Consider the following 23,084-nt stretch of genomic DNA (forward strand, 5'->3'; position numbering starts at 1 on the left):
TTTTTATCTGAATCAATGTTATAATAATTACCGGAATGAGAGGTGATGAATTTGGACAATATTTCGGGTCAAGGTTGTGACATCCTTGTGCCTTTTGAAGAACGAAAACCTTTAGATCAGATTGAACGAATCATTATTACTAAGTATAGAAAACATATCTGGTCAAAATTCATAAAGGCATTAAAGGATTATGAATTAATCGCAGATGGAGATAAAATCGCTGTAGCTATCTCCGGAGGCAAGGATAGCATGTTGATGGCAAAGCTATTTCAGGAACTAAAACGGCATGGAAAAGATAATTTTTCACTGGAGTTTATTGTGATGGATCCAGGTTACCATTCTGATATTAAGAGACTAATGATGGATAACTGCCAATATTTAAATATTCCAATCCACATTTTTGATTCAGGAATTTTTCATATTGTTGATAATATTGCGAAGGATTATCCTTGCTACATGTGTGCGAAGATGCGCCGGGGAGCTTTATACAAAAGAGCTCAGGCTTTAGGCTGTAACAAACTAGCATTAGGACATCACTTTAATGATGTAATTGAAACGACAATGCTCAATATGCTTTATACGGGAAGCTTTAAAACGATGTTGCCGAAATTACATTCATCAAATCATAAAGGGTTGGAGCTAATTCGCCCCATGTATTATATCGAAGAGAGACATATTGAGCAGTTTACACAAGAAAGTGGTATCTGGCCACTGAATTGTGCCTGCATGGTAGCTGCAAAGAAAACAGGCAATAAGCGTTATGAGATAAAGAGTCTGATACAGGAATTAAAGAAGAATTTTAAGGATGTAGATAAATCCATTTTTAATGCAGCGCAAAATGTTAATATGAATGCTATTTTAGGTTGGGAAAAAGATGGACAACATTATTCCTATTTAGATTTTTACGACGAAGAATGAGAAATCCCTCAGGAGTGAGGGATTTCTTTTGCATTTTTGGATTTGTTAGTATAGTGGCTGTTTCAGATTATAAACTTCATCATACTCGTAGTCTAGAATAGCATCTAAAATTTTATTAGATATTTCTTCAGGCAGTCTTTTATTAAGAAATAGAATACCCTGATGATGGTATTTACTACTATGAACATCATGCGCAACTAATTTTCCTTCGTAATTATTTAGCACATCATTCATCTCATGGCCTAATCTTGGGTAGATTTTATCCTCCTCCCAAGAAATAAATCCAATCAAAGATTCAGCTATAGGACCATTAAAACCTGCTTTTTTAAGAACCTCATGCCACGTTTTATCTACAACACCCATAGAATATCTCCTCCTAAAAAATATGCTATGATTAGCATGGTGTACTCATGTATAAATTATCCATAGTGTTTATAATATAATAGATATTTTTATATAAGTACAAAGAAGAGGTGCGGATTTGGTCCGCACCTCTATCTATCTATAGAATACATGGTCGCCTATTCTCGTTACATAGGTCTTATTTTGTACGATCCATCGTCCTGCTGCTTTATCAGGATTAAAAAAGTACTCTGCATTGCCAACAGGTTTTACACCATTTAGGGCATCACGGGCTGCGTTAATACTATCTTGATTGGGTGTATTATAGATGGTACCTTCTGCAACTGGGCTGAACTGTGGGATTCCCTCGAAATACTCAAAGATTACACCTTTGACTGTATTTGGAAATGATTTTGAATGTACTCTGTTTACGACGACGCTTCCAACAGCAACTTTACCTCGATAAGGTTCAGCTTCCGACTCTGCGTGAATAATACGCGCGAGCCAATATAAATCATCATCACGAAGCGCCGTTCCTCGTGAAACTGGCTGAGCGAATAATGCTGTTTGTGTTTCTCTGCCAGCGATTCCATCAATTCTTAGCTTCTTAGCAATCTGAAAATCAATAACAGCTTTTTCTGTCTTTAATCCATAAATTCCATCAGCAGAGCCCTTTAAATATCCTTGGTTAATTAAAGCCTGCTGAAGGCGTGTGACAGCGGATCCTCTGCTGCCAAACTTCAATGTAACATAGGTTGTGCTCTGTCCCTCATTAGCAAAGGCACTGGTTATAGGTACTGATAGGATCAAAAACACCATAAGCAGAGCAACGATAGATTTTTTATGCAATTTCATGCACAATACACTCCTTCCTTGATTGCCTCCGAAGTTAGCTGTCGGGTTCGGGATAGAAGGATCCCTACCATGCAGTTCATGGATTAACCCCTAAATTGGTTCCTCCGTACCCGGAAAAATCCGGGATTCAGCAAATGTAATGTGTTAACATAGTGCCTATTATATAAAAAAAATAGGTATTATGTCAACCTTCTGCAACAATTACCAATGCATACAGTATTTTCTTTAAAATTCTTTGGATAAATGTAGAAAAAAAACCACAAATATGAAACAAAACCATCTAATATAACGTCTAATTGGTATTTACAAAAATAAAATATAACAACAATCAATTAAGGGAGAGATTATGTATGAAGACGATAAAATTGTTCCTTACAATGCTGGTCTGTGTAGGTATAATTTTTAGTGGAATAGTTCCAGGAATGTATATATATGCGAATCCAGATACTGTACTACTCGCAGCACCTACAAATCTTACTGCGGAGATAAAAACTCCGACACAAGTTTTACTGAATTGGAATTTTATCAACTCTGAACTTGCCAATATTTATATTGAAAGAAAATCAGGAGGAGGGACTTTTGAGGTAATTGCTGTAATTTCTGGGGGAACGAACGTATATACAGACTCAGGCCTTGCACCCAATACCACTTATATCTATCAAGTTAAGGCTGTTTATGACTCCGATGCGGGAGAATCAGCTTATTCAAACACTGTATCAGCTACAACACCGCCAGAAGCCGTAGATCCGCCCTCACGGCCAACAAACTTGACTGCTGCAGCAGTGTCAAGTGCACAAATCAATCTGTCATGGACGAAAACGGGTAGAGAAGATGGATATGAAATAGAGAGGAAAAAAATAGGCGGAAATTATGAAATTATTGGAAATCTAAATGGAAATACCACAACCTACACTGATTCTGGATTAGCACCGGGTGCTACCTATTATTATAGAATCCGTTCCCATAATAGTGGAGGATATTCGCCATTTTCCAACGAAGCCACCGCAACGACACCGAGTATTGTTGTCAATGCACCTGCAAAACCTTCTAACCTGACAGCGGTTGTTCCTGCAAATGATAGAATTAATCTAACCTGGAACGACAATGCAAATGATGAGTCGGGTTTTAAAATAGAAAGGAAGGTTGGGAACGGAAACTACGTAGAAATCATGATTCTTGGAGCTAATACCACGTCTTATAGTGATTTAGGCCTTTCTCCAAACGCGAGTTATAGTTATCGGGTAAGTGCTTATAATGGGGGTGGAAACTCTGGATATTCCAATGAAGTCAGTGTTAAAACTGAAATAGCTCCAAGTGCACCAACCAATCTATCGGCCAGTGTGATCTCAAACTCAAGAATCGAATTAAGCTGGACGGACCGGTCCAACAATGAAACAGGATTTAAGATTGAGAGAAAGACAGGAAGCGGAAGTTATGAGGAAATAGCCACAGTGGGAGCAAATAAAACAGGCTATACAGATACAGGACTATCCTCTAATGCAACCTATACCTACCGGATAAGAGCCTACAATAGTGCAGGAAACTCAGGATACTCTAATGAAGTCAGCGGGAAGACAGGAAATGTCCCAAGTACACCAACCAATCTATCGGCCAGTGTGACCTCAAACTCAAGAATCGAATTAAGCTGGACGGACCGGTCCAACAATGAAACAGGATTTAAGATTGAGAGAAAGACAGGAAGCGGAAGTTATGAGGAAATAGCCACAGTGGGAGCAAATAAAACAGGCTATACAGATACAGGACTATCCTCTAATGCAACCTATACCTACCGGATAAGAGCCTACAATAGTGCAGGAAACTCAGGATACTCTAATGAAGTCAGCGGGAAGACAGGAAATGTCCCAAGTACACCAACCAATCTATCAGCCAGTGTGACCTCAAACTCAAGAATCGAATTAAGCTGGACGGACCGGTCCAACAATGAAACAGGATTTAAGATTGAGAGAAAGACAGGAAGCGGAAGTTATGAGGAAATAGCCACAGTGGGAGCAAATAAAACAGGCTATACAGATACAGGACTATCCTCTAATGTAACCTATACCTACCGGATAAGAGCCTACAATAGTGCAGGAAACTCGGGGTATTCTAATGAAGTCAGCGGGAAGACAGGAAATGTCCCAAGTACACCAACCAATCTATCGGCCAGTGTGACCTCAAACTCAAGAATCGAATTAAGCTGGACGGACCGGTCCAACAATGAAACAGGATTTAAGATTGAGAGAAAGACAGGAAGCGGAAGTTATGAGGAAATAGCCACAGTGGGAGCAAATAAAACAGGCTATACAGATACAGGACTATCCTCTAATGTAACCTATACCTACCGGATAAGAGCCTACAATAGTGCAGGAAATTCAGGATACTCCAATGTGAGCAGTGCAAATATACCGATAGATTCAGATCAGATACAAATTCGACTATATATTGGGAATACTGTCTATTATGTAGAGGATGAGCTAAAAGAAATGGACGCTGCACCAATTATTCGAGAAGGAAGAACATTGTTACCGATAAAATATGTGGCAGAAGCAATTGGTGCAAAAGTAGCATGGTCAAACACTGAGAAGAAAGTTACGGTCACTCAAAATAAAAAAGTGATCGAGTTATGGATTGACAGGAATACTGCACGGGTAGATGGAAAAAGGATGCTTATAGATCCGGATAATAAAGATGTAAAGCCTATTATTATACCACCAGGGAGAACTATGGTACCACTTCGTTTTATTGTAGAGAACCTTGGGTGCAAGGTGGATTGGAATGGCAATATTCAAGAAGTGAAGGTTACCTATCCGCAAAATTAAAATAACCAAAAACTTAGAGGGCTATCGTATAGAAATTTCTATACGATAGCCCTCTAAAACATAGAGTAAATATACATAAGCATTGAAAAAAATTCATATCGGGTATTTGAAAAAAGTGATATAATGTTAGCGCAAATAGATTCTAATAGTAGAAATATTTACATATAGGGGGAAGTATATGCTACAAGCACATTATGGAGAAATAGCGGCATTTGCAACAGCGATTTGCTGGACAGTAACAGCAGTAGCCTTTGAGACCGCAGGGAGAAGAGTAGGATCGTTATCTGTAAATCTGATTCGTTTAGTTATGGCTTTTTTTCTGTTAGGAGTATTTACTTTTTTTACAAGAGGGATGTTTCTGCCCTTAGATGCTACTAGGACAATGTGGTTTTGGTTAGTCTTATCTGGATTAATTGGTTTTGTACTAGGCGATCTGTTTCTTTTCCAAGCCTATGTAGAGGTTGGTTCTCGCATTTCCATGTTAATCATGTCTACTGTACCACCCATTACGGCACTGCTGGGATTTATTATTCTTGGAGAGCGGATTTCAGTAATGAATCTACTGGGAATGATGATTACCATCAGCGGTATTGCTTTAGTAATACTCGTAAAAAATACGGGTGAGGACAAGGTAGAATTATCTAAACCTTTAAAAGGATTGATTTATGCATTTATTGGAGCATTAGGACAAGCACTGGGTTTAATTTTGAGTAAATTTGGCATGGGAAATTATAGTCCTTTTGCAGCAACGCAGATTCGGATTATCGCAGGAATAATAGGTTTTATCATCGTGGTTACACTTAGACAGGGTTGGGAAAATCTTTTTACTTCTACTAAGGACCGAAAAGCAATGTCGGTGATTGCCATTGGCGCGGCCTTTGGACCTTTTATCGGAGTATCCCTGTCCCTTTTCGCGATTCAGTACACTACTACAGGAATCGCCTCTACCATTATGTCGATTACCCCGGTTTTGATAATTCCTGCTGCTATCCTTATATTTAAAGAACGGGTGACGAGGAAAGAAATGCTGGGTGCCTTTATTACAGTAATCGGTGTGGCACTGCTGTTCTTATAATGTTTTTTACCATGAGAAGGCTCTTTCAGCAAAGGAGGATTTGGAACGTGAAGGATATGGAGCCTTTAAGAGAATTTTTGAAAAATAAGAATTGCTGCATATTCCATGGAATCTGCTCCATACTAATGCCAAGGAGGGAATTCTAATGAATGATAAGGCAAAGATTATTAAAGTACGTAAAAATGCTCAGGGAGATATTACAGATGTTATGTTAAATGATGGAAATGTTTATTCCGTTAATGATGCGGTTGCATTGGCAAAGGATCATAAGATTGAGGGTATCAATGTAGGACAAGCTAAAAATGGAAGGGAATATCTAAGGAGCAATCCAAATGATATTCAAAGTGATAATTTAGACAATTTGCCAGTCTTTTGACTGGATCAGTATTATATTAATATGACTCCATATAGTTACTATTTTAAAAATATGGGTCGAAAGCGTCGTAGACGCTTTTTTTATATTTAGAGAAGGAAGTATGAAAAATAAACAGAAATTAATATAGAATAAACACTATGGAGGGAACAAATTATGAATGCAGTTTTCACAGCAAATGCAATTTATTGTATAAATTTAAAAGGCCCCTAGAAAATATACTACCACAACAGGTGTTGGTGTAGAGGCGCAATTATAGGAGGAGAAACTGATGGAACGTGTAACCAGTATATTAAATCATCCTTTGTTTGTAGAGTATATGCAGCGTAATTATATAGCTGAAACAGATCGTGTATATTGCCGGCACAATTTGCAGCATAGCATAGATGTTGCTAGAGTGGCATATGTTATGGCTTTAGAAGAAGGTCTTCCAATAAGAAAAGATGTGATCTATGCAACTGGATTACTTCATGATATTGGACGATGGAAAGAATACGTGGATGGAATTAGTCATGCAAAGGCTAGCGCAGACTTAGCAGAGGAGATTCTAGTAGATAGTGAGTTTGAGAGAGCAGAAATTGATTTGATTTTAGATGCTATACGAAATCATCGAAAGAACGGTAGAAGAGATACGCCCCTTAGCGTGATCATATTCAGAAGCGATAAGGTATCTAGACTCTGTTTAGAATGCAATGAAATTGAAGACTGTAATAGATTTTCAAAAGGAGATAAACCGAAATTAATATATTAAACAGTTTAGGTATAGTTGTTACATAATAGAATGGAGGATTTTGATTTGACGGAAAACAATGAAAAAGGGTATAATATATTGTGAAAAAATTGTTATTTTGTAGAAAATAATAGATAATATTTCCAAGTATAATCAGTAGAGAGGTGCCTAAATTGATCTTAATGATTGATAATTATGATTCGTTTACATACAATCTGAAACAGTATTTGTCCTGCTTGCAGGAAGAGGTGCTTGTTTATAGAAATAATCATATTGATCTTGAAGAAATTAAAAAAATTAATCCCAATATGATCGTTTTATCTCCCGGTCCATGTACACCGAATGAGGCTGGGATCTGTATAGATGTTGTAAAAAGTTTTAAAGGAAAAATACCTATTCTAGGAATCTGCTTAGGGCATCAAACTATTGGACAAGTCTTTGGAGGTAAAATAGTAAAAGCATTAGAACCAGTCCATGGAAAAGTACATCCGATTTCACATAATAATCAAGGCGTGTTTAAAGGTTTAAAAAATCCGCTAAAGGTTACGCGGTACCACTCTCTTGTTATTGAAAGAGAGAGTCTGCCTGTTTGTTTTGAAATTACTGCTGAGACGGGTGAAGGAGAAATCATGGGCATTCGGCATAAAGAATATATGATTGAAGGAGTACAGTTTCACCCTGAGGCCATTCTAACAGAAATGGGAATGGAGTTGCTGGATAACTTTCTACAACAGGTTAAAGATCAAGAAAAGCAGGTGAAACGATGATTATTCGAAAAATTGATACGAAATTAGACAGTTTTCAACTCTATACTATATTTAAAGACTATGCCTATAGCTTCTTTCTTGATAGTGGTATGGATCATGAAAAATTAGGAAAATTTTCTTTTATTGGATTTGATCCCTTATTAGTATTTAAGAGTAAAGATGACAAAATTGATATTACTGAAGGGAAACAAACCAATACTTATTATGGAAATCCATTGGACAAGCTAAAGGAAATTTTAGCTCAGTACAAAATGGATTATAAAACAGAGATTCCCTTTGTAGGCGGACTGGTAGGATATTTGTCCTATGATTTATGCCACTATATCGAAAGACTGCCCCGGATGGCTGTGGACGATGTGCAAATTCCCGATTGCTATTTTGGCATCTATGATGGGGTGATCATTGTAGATCACCGGGAAAATACGGTCTATATTGCAGCCCTAGGAATCAAATCATCTGCAGACCGGCGTGTTAATCGCATTGAAGAAATGATTGTTGCAGCTGAACAAACAGGGGTTTCCGTCCGGATTGAAATGAATCCAAAAGAGGTAGATTTCAAAGCCAATATGTCAAAGGAAGTATATCTGAATGCTATTCAGAAGATCAGAGAATATATTCGAGCAGGAGATATTTATCAGGCGAACTTTACACAGAGATTTGAATGTACCCTTGAAAATACGCCCTACGATTTATATGCCAAGCTAAGAGCCATCAATCCTGCTCCATTTGCAAGCCTAATAAATTTTGGAGAGGGAATGATTGCGAGCAGCTCTCCAGAAAGATTCATTCAGATTAAAGATAGAATCATAGAGACTCGCCCGATAAAAGGCACACGCCCAAGAGGCAAGACACCCGAAGAGGATCAACAAAATCGGCATGACTTGCTAACCAGCGAAAAAGATCAGGCTGAATTACTGATGATTGTTGATCTAGAAAGAAATGATTTAGGAAGAGTTTCTAAAACTGGGACCGTAAAAGTCACAGAACTCTTTCACTTAGAAGAGTATGCGACTGTGTACCATCTTGTATCGACAATTGTAGGAGAAATGAAAGAGGATTGCGATGTTGTAGATTGTATAAAAGCTACCTTTCCAGGGGGATCCATTACTGGAGCACCGAAAATTCGAGCAATGGAAATTATTGATGAGCTAGAGCCCACTCAAAGGAATATTTATACCGGATCAATTGGTTACATCGGTTTCAACGGCGATACGGATTTAAACATCGTTATTCGAACAATCGTATGTAAGGATGGAAAAGCCTATTTTCAAGTAGGTGGTGGGATTGTGTGGGATTCAGATGCAGAGATGGAGTACGAAGAGACGCTGCACAAAGGCAGGGCCTTGTTTAAAGCCCTGAGCAGCTAATATAAACGAGGAATAGCTATGTATATTATACAAAATGGTTTACGGATAGAAAGTGAAAAGGCTTCTGTTATGGTAGCCAGTGAAGGCTATAATTTTGGATATGGTATCTTTGAGACCATTAAAGTAGTTGAAGGAAAAATACTCTTTTTTGAAGAACATCTGCAAAGACTTCAAAGTGGATGTAAAAAGCTTAGTCTATCTACTTCATTTTCTTCAGATGAATTGAGAAAACATTGTAATGATTTGATAGACGCTAACGAGATGTTGTCAGGCGTTATTAAAATACTATTTGGAAAAAGTAAAGATAACACTGATATTATTATTTCAACACGACAAAATAGTTATAAGAAGGAAAACTATGATCGAGGATTTAGAATTTGTTTTGCAGAGGCGAAAAGAAATCCTTATGCTATGTTAACTTATATTAAGTCTGCCAACTATTTGGAAAATTTATTGGAAAAGCAGAAGGCTGCAAAACGGGGTTTTGATGAAGCGGTGTTTTTGAACATTTATGAAAAAATCAGTGAAGGTTCCCTTTCGAATATCTTTTTTATTAAAGATAGTGTGCTCTGTACACCCAGTATTTCCTGTGGACTGCTTCCAGGTATTCTACGGGAAAAAGTACTGGCATTAGGGAAGGAATTGGGAATGCAATTAAGTCTTGGAGAGTTTTCAATGGAAGAACTAATAGCAGCAGATGAAATCTTTATTACAAATTCAATATTAGAGATTATGCCTGTGTCTCAGATTGAAAATCAAAAATTAGATATTGGCAAAAATAAGATAACATCTATGCTTTCAAAGGCTTATTTGGAAATGATAGAAAAAGCATGTAAAATATAGCTTTTATAAAATACTTACCAAGGAAGAAGGGGCGAAATGGATAAGGCAAAGATTGAAAGGGCAGTTAGAGATATATTAGAAGCAATAGGTGAGAATCCTGATAGAGAGGGGCTAAGGGATACACCAAAGCGTATTGCGCGTATGTATGAAGAAATTTTTGCAGGTTTGAAAGCTGATCCCAAAGATCATCTAGAAATCTATTTTGAAGAAGAGAAACATGAAGAGTTGGTGTTGGTTAAAGATATACCCTTTTTCTCTGTTTGCGAACATCACTTGGTACCGTTTTACGGGAAAGCACACATTGGATATATACCTAAAGGAGGTAAACTGACTGGTCTAAGTAAGTTAGCGAGGGTACTGGATACAGTATCAAAAAGACCTCAGTTGCAAGAACGTTTGACAGCAACCATTGCAGACACTATAGTGGAGAAATTGCATCCTCACGGAGTGATTGTAGTGGTAGAGGCTGAACACATGTGTATGACTATGCGCGGAATTAAAAAACCTGGCTCCAAAACACTCACCTCCGCAGTAAGGGGAATTTTTCAAGACGATGCAAAAGCTAGAGCAGAAGCTATGGCTCTAATAAATTTTGGCAGCTAACCATGGGAGTGATGAGAAATGAGAGGAATTCAAAGGAGTTTTAACCGGGATATAAGGATAAAGTGTGGGAATGATGTATTTCAATTCGGTGCGCGCACGTATATTATGGGAATATTAAATGTTACGCCCGATTCTTTTTCTGATGGTGGTAGTTTTACAGAGATTGAAAATGCAATCTTGCATGCTGCCAATATGGTTGAACAAGGAGCGCATATCATTGATGTAGGTGGTGAATCCACTAGGCCAGGCGCTGCAGAGGTATCAGCCGAAGAAGAATTGAACAGGGTTCTGCCGGTGGTGAAAGAATTAATCAAAGCAGTGAAGGTGCCTATTTCTGTAGATACTTACAAAGCTGAAGTAGCAGAGCAGGTATTAAAGGCAGGTGCGCACATAATCAATGATGTATGGGGCCTTCAGCGGGATCCCGATATTGCCGGCGTCATAGCGAAGTACGATGTTCCAGTGATTATTATGCATAATCAACAGGGTTCAGCGTATCAAATAGATATTATGGAAGAGATCAAGCGATTTTTAATGAAGTCAATTGATATTGCGCTGCAGGCTGGTATAAAGCGTGAACATATTATATTAGATCCGGGTATTGGATTTGGAAAAATGCCGGAACAAAATGTACAGGTCATGGCCAGATTAGGAGAATTGAATGATCTAGGATACCCCTGGCTATTGGGAACTTCAAGGAAATCTATGCTTGGAAAAATTTTAGATTTACCCCCTGCAGAGCGTGTTGAAGGCACCGTAGCTACTTCGGTGATGGGGATTATCCAGGGAGCTGATATACTACGGGTTCATGATGTCAAAGAAAATTTACGAGCGGCTCAGGTTACCGATGCGATTGTGAGAGGAACGACAACATGGATAAAATAATAATGAAAAATCTAGGTTTTTATGGATATCATGGGGTTCTAGGAGAAGAGAACAAATTAGGTCAAAAATTTTTCTTAGATATAGAACTGTTTTTAGATCTTAAAACAGCAGGGATCACTGATTCGGTTGCGGATACAGTGAACTATGCAGAAGTATATGAACTCGTAAAAGATATTGTTGAAAACAAGAAGTTTCAGCTGATAGAAGCTTTAGGTGAAAATATTACTGGTATCATCCTGCAAAAATTTGAGCGGGTTGCTGAGATTTCCGTAATCATACGTAAACCAGAAGCACCCGTTCCAGGAATATATGATTACTTCGGCATAGAATTAAGGAGAAGTAGAAATGGCTAAAGCGTATTTGGGATTGGGAAGCAATATTGGAAATAGAAAAGAAAACATTGAAAAAGCTTTAAAAATTCTTGAAGCTTATAAGGATATTCAGATAACAGATGTCTCTTCTTACTATGAGACAGACCCAGTAGGATACTTAGAACAAGATTGTTTTATAAATATTGTCGTTGGAATTGAAACAAGTTTACAACCAAAACAACTGTTGTCCTGTTGTAATGAAATAGAAAATGAGTTAAAAAGGAAAAGAGAAATAAGATGGGGTCCACGAACGTTGGATGTGGATATACTTCTCTATGAAAATTACCTATCTCAGGAGGAAGAACTTACAATACCGCACCCCAGAATGTGCGAGCGTTCCTTTGTAATGATTCCCTTGTATGAAATTGCCAAGGATATAAGGATATTTGATCAAAATATCCGAAGTATAGTAGAAAAGTTAGGACAAGAAGGAATCAGAAAAATTGACTGCAACTGAGATGAAACCATGATACTAAGCTTAGGTTAGGAGCCTAAGCTTTTTGTTTGTTCTAAAAACTGGACACATTTCCTCTTTCTTGTAATTTGGCTGAATGTATTGCACTTAACAGGAGAATAGTGTAACTTAATAAAAGGATAACAAATGTTTAAAGAGAACGGTTATCTGACAAAACAAGAAAGGGGAAAGTACATGAATACTCAAATGAAGAAAAAAATAAGAACTTTACTGGTTTCACTAATTACACTAAGTATGGTTTTTATGTTTATTACACCAAATATGGTTTATGCAGAAATTGCAGAAGAAGTGACTGCTGAAGAAACAGAGACAACAGATTCAACCAATGAAGAAGAAGTGAACGAAGAAGAGGTAGATGAAGAAGAAATAGACGAAGAAGAGGTAGACGAAGAAGAAGTAGATGAAGAAGTAGATGAAGAAGAGGTAGACGAAGAAGAAGTAGACGAAGAAGAAGTAGATGAAGAAGAGGTAGACGAAGAAGAAGTAGACGAAGAAGAAGTAGATGAAGAAGAAATCGATGAAGAAACACCGGAAAGAAAATTATTTACTGACGTACCAGAAAATCACTGGGCATTTGATGTGATTCATGAATTAAGAGATAAAGACATTGTTAAGGGAATGAGTGAAACTGAATTTGCTCCTGCAAAACAAATGACAAGAGCTGAGTTTGTTACCTTATTAGTAAATACATTAGGATTAGAAGCAACAGGAAGTTCAAGATTTGTTGATATTTCTGAAAATGCTTGGTATGCGAATACGGTACAAGCGGCTTATGAAGCAGGAATTGTAAAAGGAATGAGTGAAACACATTTTGCACCAAATAAAAATATTACGCGTGAAGAAATGGCTACAATGATCCTTCAAGCATATGAACTAAAAATAGGTGAAAAAGTGGAAGATGCTGAAGAAGCTACTTTTGCTGATGAAGAGCAAATCAGTGCATGGGCTAAAGAAAATGTAAACAAAGTAGTAGCTGTTGGATTAATGAAAGGTAGAGCAGAAGATCAATTTGCTCCAAAAGGAATTACAAATCGTGCAGAAGGTGCACAAGTTATTTTCAATTTATTAAACAAATAGTATAATAAAGAGCCAACTTAGGCTTGAATTTATATAATAGTTTGTTGGTGAGTAAAGTAAGAAACTCCTTTCTGGAAAGGTTAGCAAAATTCCAGAAAGGTTTTTTTGTTTTATCTAGAAAATGCGCTAACCTATTAATTCAAACTGCTAGAATAGGATTGAAATTGATACATATCCTGATATAATAGCTAAGGAGGTGGAACAAATGATGGGAAGAACCCATTTTCAAGTGGGGATACTAAGCTATGTATTGGCCAGTACAGTGCCACATATAGCAAATTTACCAGTGATCGGAGGAGGGAGAGGAGAGATCAATATAGCCGCTGCGTGTATCGCCGGGGCAGCAGCGTTGATGGCAGATGTGGACAGTCAACATAGTAAGATTAATCAAATGAATCCCGTAGTAGGAAGCGCCAATAAATTAGTGGATACAGGGGAAGACATACTAAAAAAACTATTATCTATAATATTTACCCTTGGGATCGGGGCAGGTATTTTGTTTTTTCGAGGGGATATTATTAAAATGCTTTGGTATTTTAATAATATAAAGCCCTATGCCGAGGGAATTACCTATGGAGCTGCAGCATTCTTTTTGATATTAGGGGTATGCGGAAGAAAGGGAACACGAGTACTCACAAAGTTGCCACTGATAGGAAATATCTACACCAGTATTACTACAGGAATAAATAGAGGAAGCGCGTTACTAAAAAGAATGATGATGATTATAATTTATGGGGGTGCAGGACTATGGATCATAGGATATAACGCGTCCCATGGAAAGGATCCATACTTGTATTTGGTTGGAGCTTTATTTATTGCTGTAGCAATTTTCCCCCACAGAAGCTTTTTTCATTCCATAGAAGGATTTTTAATCTTTACAGCTGCAGTATCTTATTTAACCAATAGGATAGGCTATCCGGAATTTAGATATGCCTTTATGATTGGGTATATCAGCCATCTATACTTTACAGATATTTTTACCAAGGAAGGGGTCCCCCTATCGGTGCTGCCAAGAATCTTAGAAAAGATAGGATTGCATAAGCGGTTAAGAAAATTTAAGTTGTATAGTTTGCTGCACCAGGTTTTAAGTATTAGGCTTAGCGTGCCACTCATTAGTACAGGTACTAAACTTGGAAACATCTTTGAAAAGGGATATGTATTGACATTATTAGTAACATCGATTGTGTCTTTTGTAATCTTTGATGGATCGATAAAGCTAATATAAAATAGACTTTTAATAGCATCTAAATAAAATTTAAGCTCTGGAATGCCAGGGCTTATTCTATTTCTATAGGATTTCGTCTGAGATATTCTTTTAAGCAGCGATATCGTTCATCTGTAGTTCTAAGTTTGTGCAGTAGATTTTCTAAAAGGACCTGGGCATCTTCAAGATTATATTGGATATGCCTGAGGCTGCTCCTTTGGACGTACTACAGGTGCCTCAGAGCAAAATGTATGACCAAGCTTGGTGGTAGAAATAAACCGTAGCCTGCCTTGGTACCCTAGCTACTGCCTCGCTAGGTCATAAAACTTTATTCACATAATTTATATATTTTTAATATTATGTAATATATTAATCTGGGATAGGAAGAGTTGTTTGTATGTCCCCAAAAAGGAATTCTAACTGGATGTATCGTTTTACCAGGTGCCCATAATATGACGCAGTCCGAGAGGCGTTTAACAACTACTTCAACGGATTCCCACATTCTTTAATGATGAAGGTGAGATATTTGATCAAAGGAAATTATCGAGAAATGAAAATAACTAATATGGGAGGACTTACTGATATTCCCGGCATCCTGGTGGGAAACGCCGAGGACAAAGGTGGCCGTACGGGATGCACAGTGATTCTCTGCCCAGATGGAGCGGTTACCGGCGTAGACGTAAGTGGAGGTAGCCCCGGTACCCAGAATACCGATAGGATCCGGCCAGGTACTGCAGAATCTCCTGTACATGGTATCCTCCTCACCGGTGGCAGTTACTTTGGGTTACCGGCGTCGGGCGGTGTGATGCGCTGGCTTGTTGAACAAGGGATCGATGAATTACCTCTCGTACCTGCGGCGGTCATCTACGACCTCCCCTTCGCCAAAGGCTCACCTCCACCTGATGCAGCCCTGGCCTATGCCGCCTGCCGAGTTGCCAATGCAGGCCCCGTGCAGGAAGGAAATGTGGGTGCTGGAGCGGGAGCGACAGCGGGAAAAATCTACGGGAAGCCGATGAAGTCTGGACTGGGCACTGCCTCCCTGCACATTCCCGGCGGCCCTGTGGTAGCGGCCCTGGCGGTGGTCAATCCCGTCGGAGACGTATGGTGTGGGGGCCGTATTGTCGTGGGAGCACTAAGTCCTGATGGAACCTTCGTCAATCAGACCCGAGCGATGCTGGCCGGTGTGCCTTCACCGTATAGCCAGACCATGAACACCACAATCGCCGTAGTGGCTACCACAGCGCGGATAACCAAGACAGAGGCCAACAGGGTGGCAACACTCGCTGAAGATGGAATGGCTCGGGCCATCTCCCCCGATCACACTCAGTGGGACGGTGACACGATTTTCTGCCTCGCCCTGGGTTCATACACCAGTAACCTGACGGGTGACGAACTCGTTACGTTGGTGGGAACAGCCGCAGCAGTAGTACTTGAGCAGGCAATTATACGGGGGGCGCTGGCAGCACAATCTTGGACATACGGACCAAGATAGGACCTGAATCTGTAACAGCTACTCTTTGGGCTTGGTTTAAAGATAGGAAGTTTACCTGAGAGTGTGAATAGTTTTATGTATACCTCCGGAGCGATATAAAATAATATCACCCTGGAGATTTTTCTATGGCTAAAAAGAGATTAATCAGTTGTACTTTATATAGTGTGTAATACATGTATCCCACGTAACCGAGTTAATCAAGAACATTTTTCTATTTTTTTACTTAATGAAATTGTCGTGCACGAATAATCCGTGACGTACCAATCACTTGGCCATATGAATTCAATGCATTTACCTGAAAATACGGTCCATCTGAATTAACATCAATTTTTGTTTCAAACCCGGTGCGAGGGGTGCTAGTTATCACTACTGATAATCTATAAGGTGTTGGACCAGCCAGCACCTGCCAGGCGGCAGTTTCAGTTGAACCGTTCCATGATGCATAAACAACCGCAGCTTTACAAAACAGCTCTGCAGCGATACTGGGTGGATAAAGCGGCAAACCTACCCATTTATTCTTAAACGCCCTGTAAGAAAGATTTTGACCAGGAAACTGCATATCATATAAAAAATTCAATGAAGGATCTTCTTCATTATTACCGGCATTTGTATATTCAGAAACATATGGTTCCTGTCCCCATCCAACAAATTGATTTCCATTCGGCAGTTTTTGTACATTTCCCTGACTTGGAACATATAGTGTCGGATCATGGTAATATGTCCGGTCTAGATTTGCAGTCATGTTCTGGAAATCAAGCTGGAGGATTAAACCACGTGCTGGACCCTCAGGCGGACAACTTGGACAAGCACAACAAGCATCATCAAACAAACTTATCCTATTCCCTGGTCTATGACGCGCATCATGCTGCCAGGAAAATGTAGCGTTTGGACCAAAAGTAAAATCACTTTGTTTTCCGCCAAGCTGCCATATTATATTTCCCGTTTTTTTATCAATATTATAAATAGCCCACATGTTACGCATGCTAATCAAGAGTGTATTGTTCGGCCCCTCTTCAACTGAATTCACGTGGTAACAGTCCCAAATATTATTGGAGCTTGTTGCAGATGAGGCGGGTATCATCGAGTCGGCCGGATCAACATGAGCTAGCACATCCCAAAAGAAAAGAAGCTGGCCTGTCTTGAGATCGACTTCCTGAATGGAGTAATTGTCAAAATATCCATCTGCTGGACCTCCATACGGTGTTAAATCTGCGGGCACTTGTTTGACAGCTGTAAACAAGGCTGTATTTCGTTTTGTAATAATAAACTCGTGAACATCGGAAGTGAACCCTTTTTTGGCAGTGAGTCTTTTTATAACTTTATAATTCTGATTCATGATTTGAAAATAAGCACCAGGCTCAGGATCCTCAGCTGGGAGATTAGGATTCGCAGACTGAGTACCTGATATCGTTCCCTGCCACATGGCAAGAACTGGTTCTCCTTCGTAGAATTGTACTCTAAAGTCGGTATTTTGTATATATCTACTATCGAGTGGTCTAAACCAGACCGGGTTACCGGTCTGATCCATGATCAATGCGCCTGTTTGCCCGATCATCGTTGACCCATACGCAGTATATGGCGCAACGAATATTAAGCCGGGAGCTGTTCCAGGTTTATTCACATTTAAAGTGACCTTCATGGGATGCAAGGCTGGAGCCGAAACAAAATTCCACACTTGTGGGCTTAAATTATCTGAGGACTTTTGTGATGGTTTTCCCGATATAAAGTCATCCATTCCCATATCATCTCCTATTATTTTTTATGTTTAGTTAAATGAAGTCAAGCCATATTTATTAACAGTTATTTTTGTTATGTTTACAAATTCGCCATCATCACATATGGTCTTGGCATCGCCACCGATACTAATTTTATATGAGAAAACGGGCGCAAAGGAAGCATATGAAAATTTGGAATTAAATTTAGAACTAGACAAATTGAAATCTACAGAGCGTTGATGATAATATTATGGAGTGTGCAGTTAAAAATTTATTAGAATAAAGGAATTAACTGAATTATCAAGAGTAACCTATCCAAACTACATCTTAAATGAATTAAAAAGGAGGCATAATAATGCAATATAATAAGTTTATAGAATTCGATAGGGATATTGATAATCTATACGATCAAAAAAATACGAAGAAGCATTGGAATTATTTTATAAGGGGGTTGTTACCTTACCTGAACAAGAGTTTAACGATAACTATTTTATGATAATGAGGGTTAAAACAGTTTTACTCACTATGTGTAAGAAATATGACGAGTGCTTTGAAACCATTAAGCAAGTCATAAATCAAGGTTATGCATTTCCTTTACACTTTGAACGCTATAAACCACTACAACAAAAACATGGATATAAAAATTTACTTGAACAGAACAATAGATTGTTTGCAGAAATTAATTCAAGAGCAAAGGCTGAATATGAAGTACATCTTCCGGAAAAGTATGATCCGGAAAAGAAATATCCAATTTTTATAGCTTTACATGGAGATGGTGTATGTAATATAAAAGAGTTTAGCCAATATTGGAAACCAGATGTTTTTTTAGCTAATAACTTTATATTTGTTTATATTCAGTCCTCGCAGGCTATATGTCACAATGGATATGGATGGCTTAAAGACTTAGTAAATGCAAGACGTGACATAAAAGAATGTTATGACTCAATAGTTAAGAGCTATTCTGTAAATGAAAGCACGATCTTTATAGGAGGTTTTTCCGGTGGGGCTATAGCCACTATTGATTTTATAATGTCAAATGTCCTCCCGATAAAAGGATTTATCTGCCTCTGCCCACATGAAAAGCCGGAAACTTTTTCTAAGGAGAATGTGGAGCTGGCTGCTGCAAGGGGAGTAAAGGGGATATTTATGGAAGGTGAGTTGGAACTGCCAATAGAATGTGAAGAAGAAATGTTGAGAGAATTTGATGAGGCGGGTCTTTGTTATGCATATTACATTAACAATGGAGTAGGCCATAGAGCACCTGATGACTTTGACGATAAATTAAGGCAAGCGCTAAATTTTGTATTAAGTTAATTGAAATCTACATTAATACTTGATTAAAGTAATTAATTACATTTAACTGGAAGTTACTTTGCCCCCGGATGCTCCCCCCACCCCTATGAGTAACATTTGTCACTATAAAAGTACCACTAAATCTCAAACAGTTGATACTGGTGCTGTTAATGCAGTACTTCTATTTTATTATATATCCTAAAAAATAAAATTTATACAAGATAAAAAGTAATGAAAAACAGGGTTTGTCCCTAAAGGTATACTTTTAGAAACTTTCAATACAAAAGTGGAAGTAATATTTTAGGAAAATTATTGGGACTAGAAAACAGCTATATTATAAATACTTTTTCCCCTTCTATTTGCATGTCCTTTAAAGGTCGTTATTGGTACCTATTCATTAAACTTAGATTTGTGTTCGAAATCTAATGGTTGTGTGTTCCTTAATTTTTCCCAAAATCATAATCCCTTTATTGCTTGTTTTTACCTAATTAGGGTCTTGCCAACAAAGTCGGAAATGTTGGCGAGACCCCAATACGTAATAGATATATAAATAAAGATGGATGCTTTGATTTTAAAGGTATTCATCTTTGCAAGTTAAGTGTTTCCTCTGTGCTTTGCTGTTATTAGCCCAAGATGCGAAAAACTTGTGGTAAGTTTTTATGTTAATTAATATAACAATTATTGAATAATTAAAAGGATAACTGATAAAGCAATTTCACCTCACAATTTTATTCGAAATATTTCAGATAGCTTAAAAGAAGTAGTCATAACAAAATTTTGAAATAAAAACTCGATACACCGTAAAAGCACATCTTATAGTAAATAAGCCATCGCCGCATATTATGAAATGTGGCGATGGCTTAATGAAATTTATATATTAAACCAAAGTATCTTGTAATAGATTTCGAGGATATTCCTTAACCCCACAATAAAAATCTTCCTTGGGAGTATTTAAAAATGTTGATAGTAATGATAATATGTACTTGTACAAGTTTTTTTGATTTATTTTATCATCACTTGAGATGTATGTGAAACGTATATCTCTTTTTTGCTTTTTTAATGGAGCAACTGTCAAAAAAGAGGCTTAAAATTGAACTTTTACTGACGTGAATCGTGGCCTATAACAATTAGCTATCACGACTTTATCTTAATTGATGAAGTGATGGAAGGAAGTGAAACTGAGCGTATGGGTATGACCATGGGCGAGATGTAAAGCGGTAATTCATGACAAAAAAGGAGTGTAAAATAGAAATCTTCAAGAAGCCTATATTGAGTGCCTAAACAAAATGCTTCCGACTGTGGATTTTGCAAAACTTGATGAGTCCTACAATTCTGCAGATGACAGCTACGCTAAAGATACCTTAAAGCAAATGCATGATGCATTTGTTGAAACTTATTGCTGCCGTAAAGCGTAAGCTGACTGTTAGGCTGTTATTTCTTAGTTACATCCAATCCTTGCGAACAAAAGACCGAAAGCCAGTGATAAAATAAATAATAAAAGTGACTGTAAGAATCAATATAAATGGAATCGGCTCCAGCCTTGGAGAAAGATTCAGTCCTTGCGGAAACATGGCGTAATAGGGCGGAGCAAAAGGAAACCATGCCCCTATATAAGAATTGAATCCAGTGATAACTATATTGGGTATCACCATAGAGATACTGAATAAAAGTGCTGTACCAAAAGACTTGAACCGGGTTGATAAGCCAAGCTGGAGCATTGCCAATGGAAGACAAGCAAACCATCCGCCGACAATACCGGTCAATACCGTTTTCCATGGAATGAGCCCTTCTACGTGAATAAGATTCCCTGTTATCAAATAGCCAGCTAAAAACATGATTTGTACGATAGCCAAAAGAAAAATTAACACTAAAAATTTGGACAGATATATTTTCCAGCGTGGAAATGGCAGCGTCAGGAGCTGCTTCCATGCCCCGTTTTTGTGTTCGTAAAAACATAGAAACGCTGCAAATATTCCGGCAAAGAGCGGAAGAAAAAACATTCCATGAAAAGAGACGGCCTGAAAATACAGTGTGTTCCAATTAGGGGCAAAGTAATTAGTCAAAGATTTTACATTTCCTGCGGCGAGCACAAAACTAGCCGCTATATCCATAAAAATCAGAAGAAAAACCAAAAGCCATCTGACTTTCTTGCATTCTGAAACAAATAATTTTCCCATATCAGATTCCTCCTATTTGATTTCCAGGGCACGAAAGCGCATGGCTCCTGCCCAGAGCAAAAACATTCCCAGTACTGCCCCCAAAACAATCCAATTAATATACCCTTTAATAAAAGGACTGGCCATAGAGGGGTATGCCCACGGCAGGATATATAGGATTTTCACTCCGAATCTTCCAAGAAACAAGCTTGAGATAGCGCCAATCACACCCACCGCCAACGGAAGCGTTTGGTTGTGAAAACGAAGCGATAAAAATTGTTGAATCGCAAGCACTGGGAGAGATGCGGCAAGGCAGCCCAAAACCTGCTTGACTAAGAAATAGAATGGCAGAGGCTGGTCAGTATATACAAGCCAAATCACCGATGACCCTCCAATAATCAACAGGCTGCATCCCAACATCAAAATACCTATCCAAATTGCCTTGGTGAAGTAGAATGTTGTTCGGCTCACCGGCATGGAAAATATCAATTTCAATCCCTGCGATTGATGTTCGGTTTCAGCCATGATACTACACAGCAAGGAACCCGTCAGCAACACGGTAAAAGACAAAAACATGTACATGACATTCAGCCCTGCATAGACGCCGGATTCACCCTGACGGAAATACAAGTACCATTCAATACAAGTGAATAAAAGCAGAATGGCCGCACTGATGGCCGGAATCCATAAGCAAATTCGCCTTATTTTAATGTACTCAGAAGAAAGTACCCTTTTCATCATAAGCTTTCTCCTTTTCCAGTCAACTGTAAAAAGATATCTTCCAAAGATGCGGTATGTTCGCTGACATGCTGCACCGAATACGGCTGAAGCAGTTTGAATATTTCTGCCTGACTCATTCCCTCTGTTATAGGAATCAGCAGTTCATTGTTTTTTAGTTCAACCTCTGCTCCATGAGCAGAAAGCGCACGGTATGCTTCATCCGGATGATCGGTAATAATAGATAGTCGTGTTTGGCTGTTCTTTTTAAGTTCCTCAATACGGTCTTGAAAGATAAGCTTGCCGTTCTGGATGATGCCCACATAATCAGAAATTGATTGAATTTCACTCAAAATATGGCTGGACAAAAAAATGGTTATCCCCTGTTCGTGAGACAGGGACAACATCAAATTGCGAATTTCCTGAATACCGGCTGGATCAAGGCCGTTGATAGGTTCGTCCAGTATTAAAATTCGTGGCTTGCGGATTAATGCCTGAGCGATTCCTAAACGCTGTTTCATACCGAGAGAATACCCTTTTACGGTTTGCTGTGCATATGGGGTCAGCCGAACGGTATCAAGGACTTCACTAATGTTCCTTTCTGGTAAACCCATAAGCTCCGATATGATTTTAAGGTTTTTATACGCCGATAAATGTCTATAATAAGAGGGTGATTCTACAAGAGAACCTACATTTCTTAAAATTGCTTCCCGGTCGCGCCTCAGTGAGCGCCCCATGATTTGAATGGACCCTTCATCTGAATGAATCAAGCTGAGTAGCATACGGATGGTTGTGGTTTTTCCCGCACCGTTTGCTCCTAAAAAACCGTAAATTTTTCCTTCCGGAACTCGTAAATCAATATGATCCACCGAAACGTGTTCACCAAAACGCCGTGTCAGGCCGCTGGTTTCAATAATATATTCAGACATGATTTTTCCTCCTGTTTTTCTTTATAACAGGATTATAGATCATGAATCTTATTCTCAGGTAAACGAAAGTAAAATGTA

General features: G+C 38.4%; 22 protein-coding genes and 1 riboswitch. Of the genes, 16 read left to right on the forward strand and 6 right to left on the reverse strand.

Annotated features, from left to right (window positions below):
• The first annotated feature begins 45 nt into the window (after positions 1–45).
• Complete coding sequence (locus Gferi_RS25370; RefSeq protein ID WP_069980896.1) at positions 46–918, forward strand: tRNA 2-thiocytidine biosynthesis TtcA family protein; 873 nt, start codon at positions 46–48, stop codon at positions 916–918.
• A gap of 45 nt (positions 919–963) precedes the next feature.
• Here the strand turns inward: Gferi_RS25370 and Gferi_RS25375 are convergent, their stop codons facing one another.
• Entirely contained in the window at positions 964–1,281 is a 318-nt protein-coding gene (locus Gferi_RS25375; protein ID WP_069980897.1) for a hypothetical protein, read from the reverse strand.
• A gap of 135 nt (positions 1,282–1,416) precedes the next feature.
• Positions 1,417–2,115, reverse strand: a complete 699-nt coding sequence (locus tag Gferi_RS25380; RefSeq protein WP_069980898.1) for a cell wall hydrolase — start codon at positions 2,113–2,115, stop codon at positions 1,417–1,419.
• 8 nt (positions 2,116–2,123) lie between these two features.
• Positions 2,124–2,258, reverse strand: a riboswitch (cyclic di-AMP (ydaO/yuaA leader).
• Positions 2,259–2,465: 207 nt separating this feature from the next.
• Here Gferi_RS25380 and Gferi_RS25385 point away from each other — a divergent pair.
• The 14 genes from Gferi_RS25385 to Gferi_RS25450 all read left to right on the forward strand — a co-directional run bounded on the left by Gferi_RS25385 (position 2,466) and on the right by Gferi_RS25450 (position 16,196).
• Entirely contained in the window at positions 2,466–4,934 is a 2,469-nt protein-coding gene (locus tag Gferi_RS25385) for a fibronectin type III domain-containing protein (RefSeq protein ID WP_069980899.1), read from the forward strand.
• A gap of 178 nt (positions 4,935–5,112) precedes the next feature.
• Positions 5,113–6,009 (forward strand): DMT family transporter, encoded by an 897-nt coding sequence (locus Gferi_RS25390; RefSeq protein ID WP_069980900.1) that lies wholly within the window; start codon positions 5,113–5,115, stop codon positions 6,007–6,009.
• A 145-nt stretch (positions 6,010–6,154) separates the two neighbouring features.
• Entirely contained in the window at positions 6,155–6,385 is a 231-nt protein-coding gene (locus Gferi_RS25395) for a DUF3892 domain-containing protein (protein ID WP_069980901.1), read from the forward strand.
• Positions 6,386–6,653: 268 nt separating this feature from the next.
• Entirely contained in the window at positions 6,654–7,133 is a 480-nt protein-coding gene (locus Gferi_RS25400; protein ID WP_069980902.1) for an HD domain-containing protein, read from the forward strand.
• Positions 7,134–7,285: 152 nt separating this feature from the next.
• Complete coding sequence (locus Gferi_RS25405; protein ID WP_069980903.1) at positions 7,286–7,879, forward strand: anthranilate synthase component II; 594 nt, start codon at positions 7,286–7,288, stop codon at positions 7,877–7,879.
• Positions 7,876–9,246: an aminodeoxychorismate synthase component I gene (pabB, locus tag Gferi_RS25410; RefSeq protein ID WP_069980904.1), complete on the forward strand. Its 1,371-nt coding sequence runs from the start codon at positions 7,876–7,878 to the stop codon at positions 9,244–9,246. Before Gferi_RS25405 ends, pabB begins: the two co-directional genes overlap by 4 nt.
• 18 nt (positions 9,247–9,264) lie before the next feature.
• Positions 9,265–10,089, forward strand: a complete 825-nt coding sequence (locus Gferi_RS25415; RefSeq protein WP_069980905.1) for an aminotransferase class IV — start codon at positions 9,265–9,267, stop codon at positions 10,087–10,089.
• Positions 10,090–10,125: 36 nt separating this feature from the next.
• Positions 10,126–10,692: a GTP cyclohydrolase I FolE gene (gene folE, locus Gferi_RS25420; protein ID WP_069980906.1), complete on the forward strand. Its 567-nt coding sequence runs from the start codon at positions 10,126–10,128 to the stop codon at positions 10,690–10,692.
• An 18-nt stretch (positions 10,693–10,710) separates the two neighbouring features.
• Positions 10,711–11,577 carry a dihydropteroate synthase gene (gene folP / locus Gferi_RS25425; protein ID WP_069980907.1) on the forward strand — a complete coding sequence of 289 codons (867 nt, stop codon included), beginning with the start codon at positions 10,711–10,713 and terminating at the stop codon, positions 11,575–11,577.
• Complete coding sequence (folB, locus tag Gferi_RS25430; RefSeq protein WP_069980908.1) at positions 11,565–11,930, forward strand: dihydroneopterin aldolase; 366 nt, start codon at positions 11,565–11,567, stop codon at positions 11,928–11,930. The genes folP and folB overlap by 13 nt, the downstream gene beginning before the upstream one ends.
• Entirely contained in the window at positions 11,923–12,405 is a 483-nt protein-coding gene (gene folK / locus Gferi_RS25435) for a 2-amino-4-hydroxy-6-hydroxymethyldihydropteridine diphosphokinase (RefSeq protein ID WP_069980909.1), read from the forward strand. Before folB ends, folK begins: the two co-directional genes overlap by 8 nt.
• Before the next feature lie 192 nt (positions 12,406–12,597).
• Positions 12,598–13,500 (forward strand): S-layer homology domain-containing protein, encoded by a 903-nt coding sequence (locus Gferi_RS25440; RefSeq protein ID WP_169833035.1) that lies wholly within the window; start codon positions 12,598–12,600, stop codon positions 13,498–13,500.
• 205 nt (positions 13,501–13,705) lie between these two features.
• Complete coding sequence (locus Gferi_RS25445; protein ID WP_069980911.1) at positions 13,706–14,725, forward strand: metal-dependent hydrolase; 1,020 nt, start codon at positions 13,706–13,708, stop codon at positions 14,723–14,725.
• Positions 14,726–15,230: 505 nt separating this feature from the next.
• Positions 15,231–16,196 (forward strand): P1 family peptidase, encoded by a 966-nt coding sequence (locus tag Gferi_RS25450; protein WP_083273769.1) that lies wholly within the window; start codon positions 15,231–15,233, stop codon positions 16,194–16,196.
• Between the two features lie 223 nt (positions 16,197–16,419).
• On the opposite strand, the gene Gferi_RS25455 is transcribed toward Gferi_RS25450, so the two are convergent.
• The gene (locus Gferi_RS25455; protein ID WP_069981610.1) at positions 16,420–17,931 is read right to left on the reverse strand and encodes an arylsulfotransferase family protein; all 1,512 of its coding nucleotides are present in this window, start codon (positions 17,929–17,931) and stop codon (positions 16,420–16,422) included.
• Between the two features lie 409 nt (positions 17,932–18,340).
• Between Gferi_RS25455 and Gferi_RS25460 the strand changes: the two genes are divergently transcribed.
• Positions 18,341–19,225 (forward strand): alpha/beta hydrolase, encoded by an 885-nt coding sequence (locus Gferi_RS25460; protein WP_156782485.1) that lies wholly within the window; start codon positions 18,341–18,343, stop codon positions 19,223–19,225.
• A gap of 1,421 nt (positions 19,226–20,646) precedes the next feature.
• On the opposite strand, the gene Gferi_RS25465 is transcribed toward Gferi_RS25460, so the two are convergent.
• Genes Gferi_RS25465 through Gferi_RS25475 form a run of 3 tightly spaced genes read right to left on the reverse strand, consistent with a single transcriptional unit; the run spans position 20,647 to position 23,006 of the window.
• Positions 20,647–21,381 (reverse strand): ABC transporter permease, encoded by a 735-nt coding sequence (locus Gferi_RS25465; RefSeq protein ID WP_069980913.1) that lies wholly within the window; start codon positions 21,379–21,381, stop codon positions 20,647–20,649.
• Between the two features lie 12 nt (positions 21,382–21,393).
• Positions 21,394–22,101 carry an ABC transporter permease gene (locus Gferi_RS25470; protein WP_069980914.1) on the reverse strand — a complete coding sequence of 236 codons (708 nt, stop codon included), beginning with the start codon at positions 22,099–22,101 and terminating at the stop codon, positions 21,394–21,396.
• Positions 22,098–23,006 carry an ABC transporter ATP-binding protein gene (locus tag Gferi_RS25475; protein WP_069980915.1) on the reverse strand — a complete coding sequence of 303 codons (909 nt, stop codon included), beginning with the start codon at positions 23,004–23,006 and terminating at the stop codon, positions 22,098–22,100. Before Gferi_RS25475 ends, Gferi_RS25470 begins: the two co-directional genes overlap by 4 nt.
• Positions 23,007–23,084: the final 78 nt, after the last annotated feature.

Source organism: Geosporobacter ferrireducens (assembly GCF_001750685.1).
Classification (GTDB): Bacteria; Bacillota; Clostridia; order Peptostreptococcales; family Thermotaleaceae; genus Geosporobacter; species Geosporobacter ferrireducens.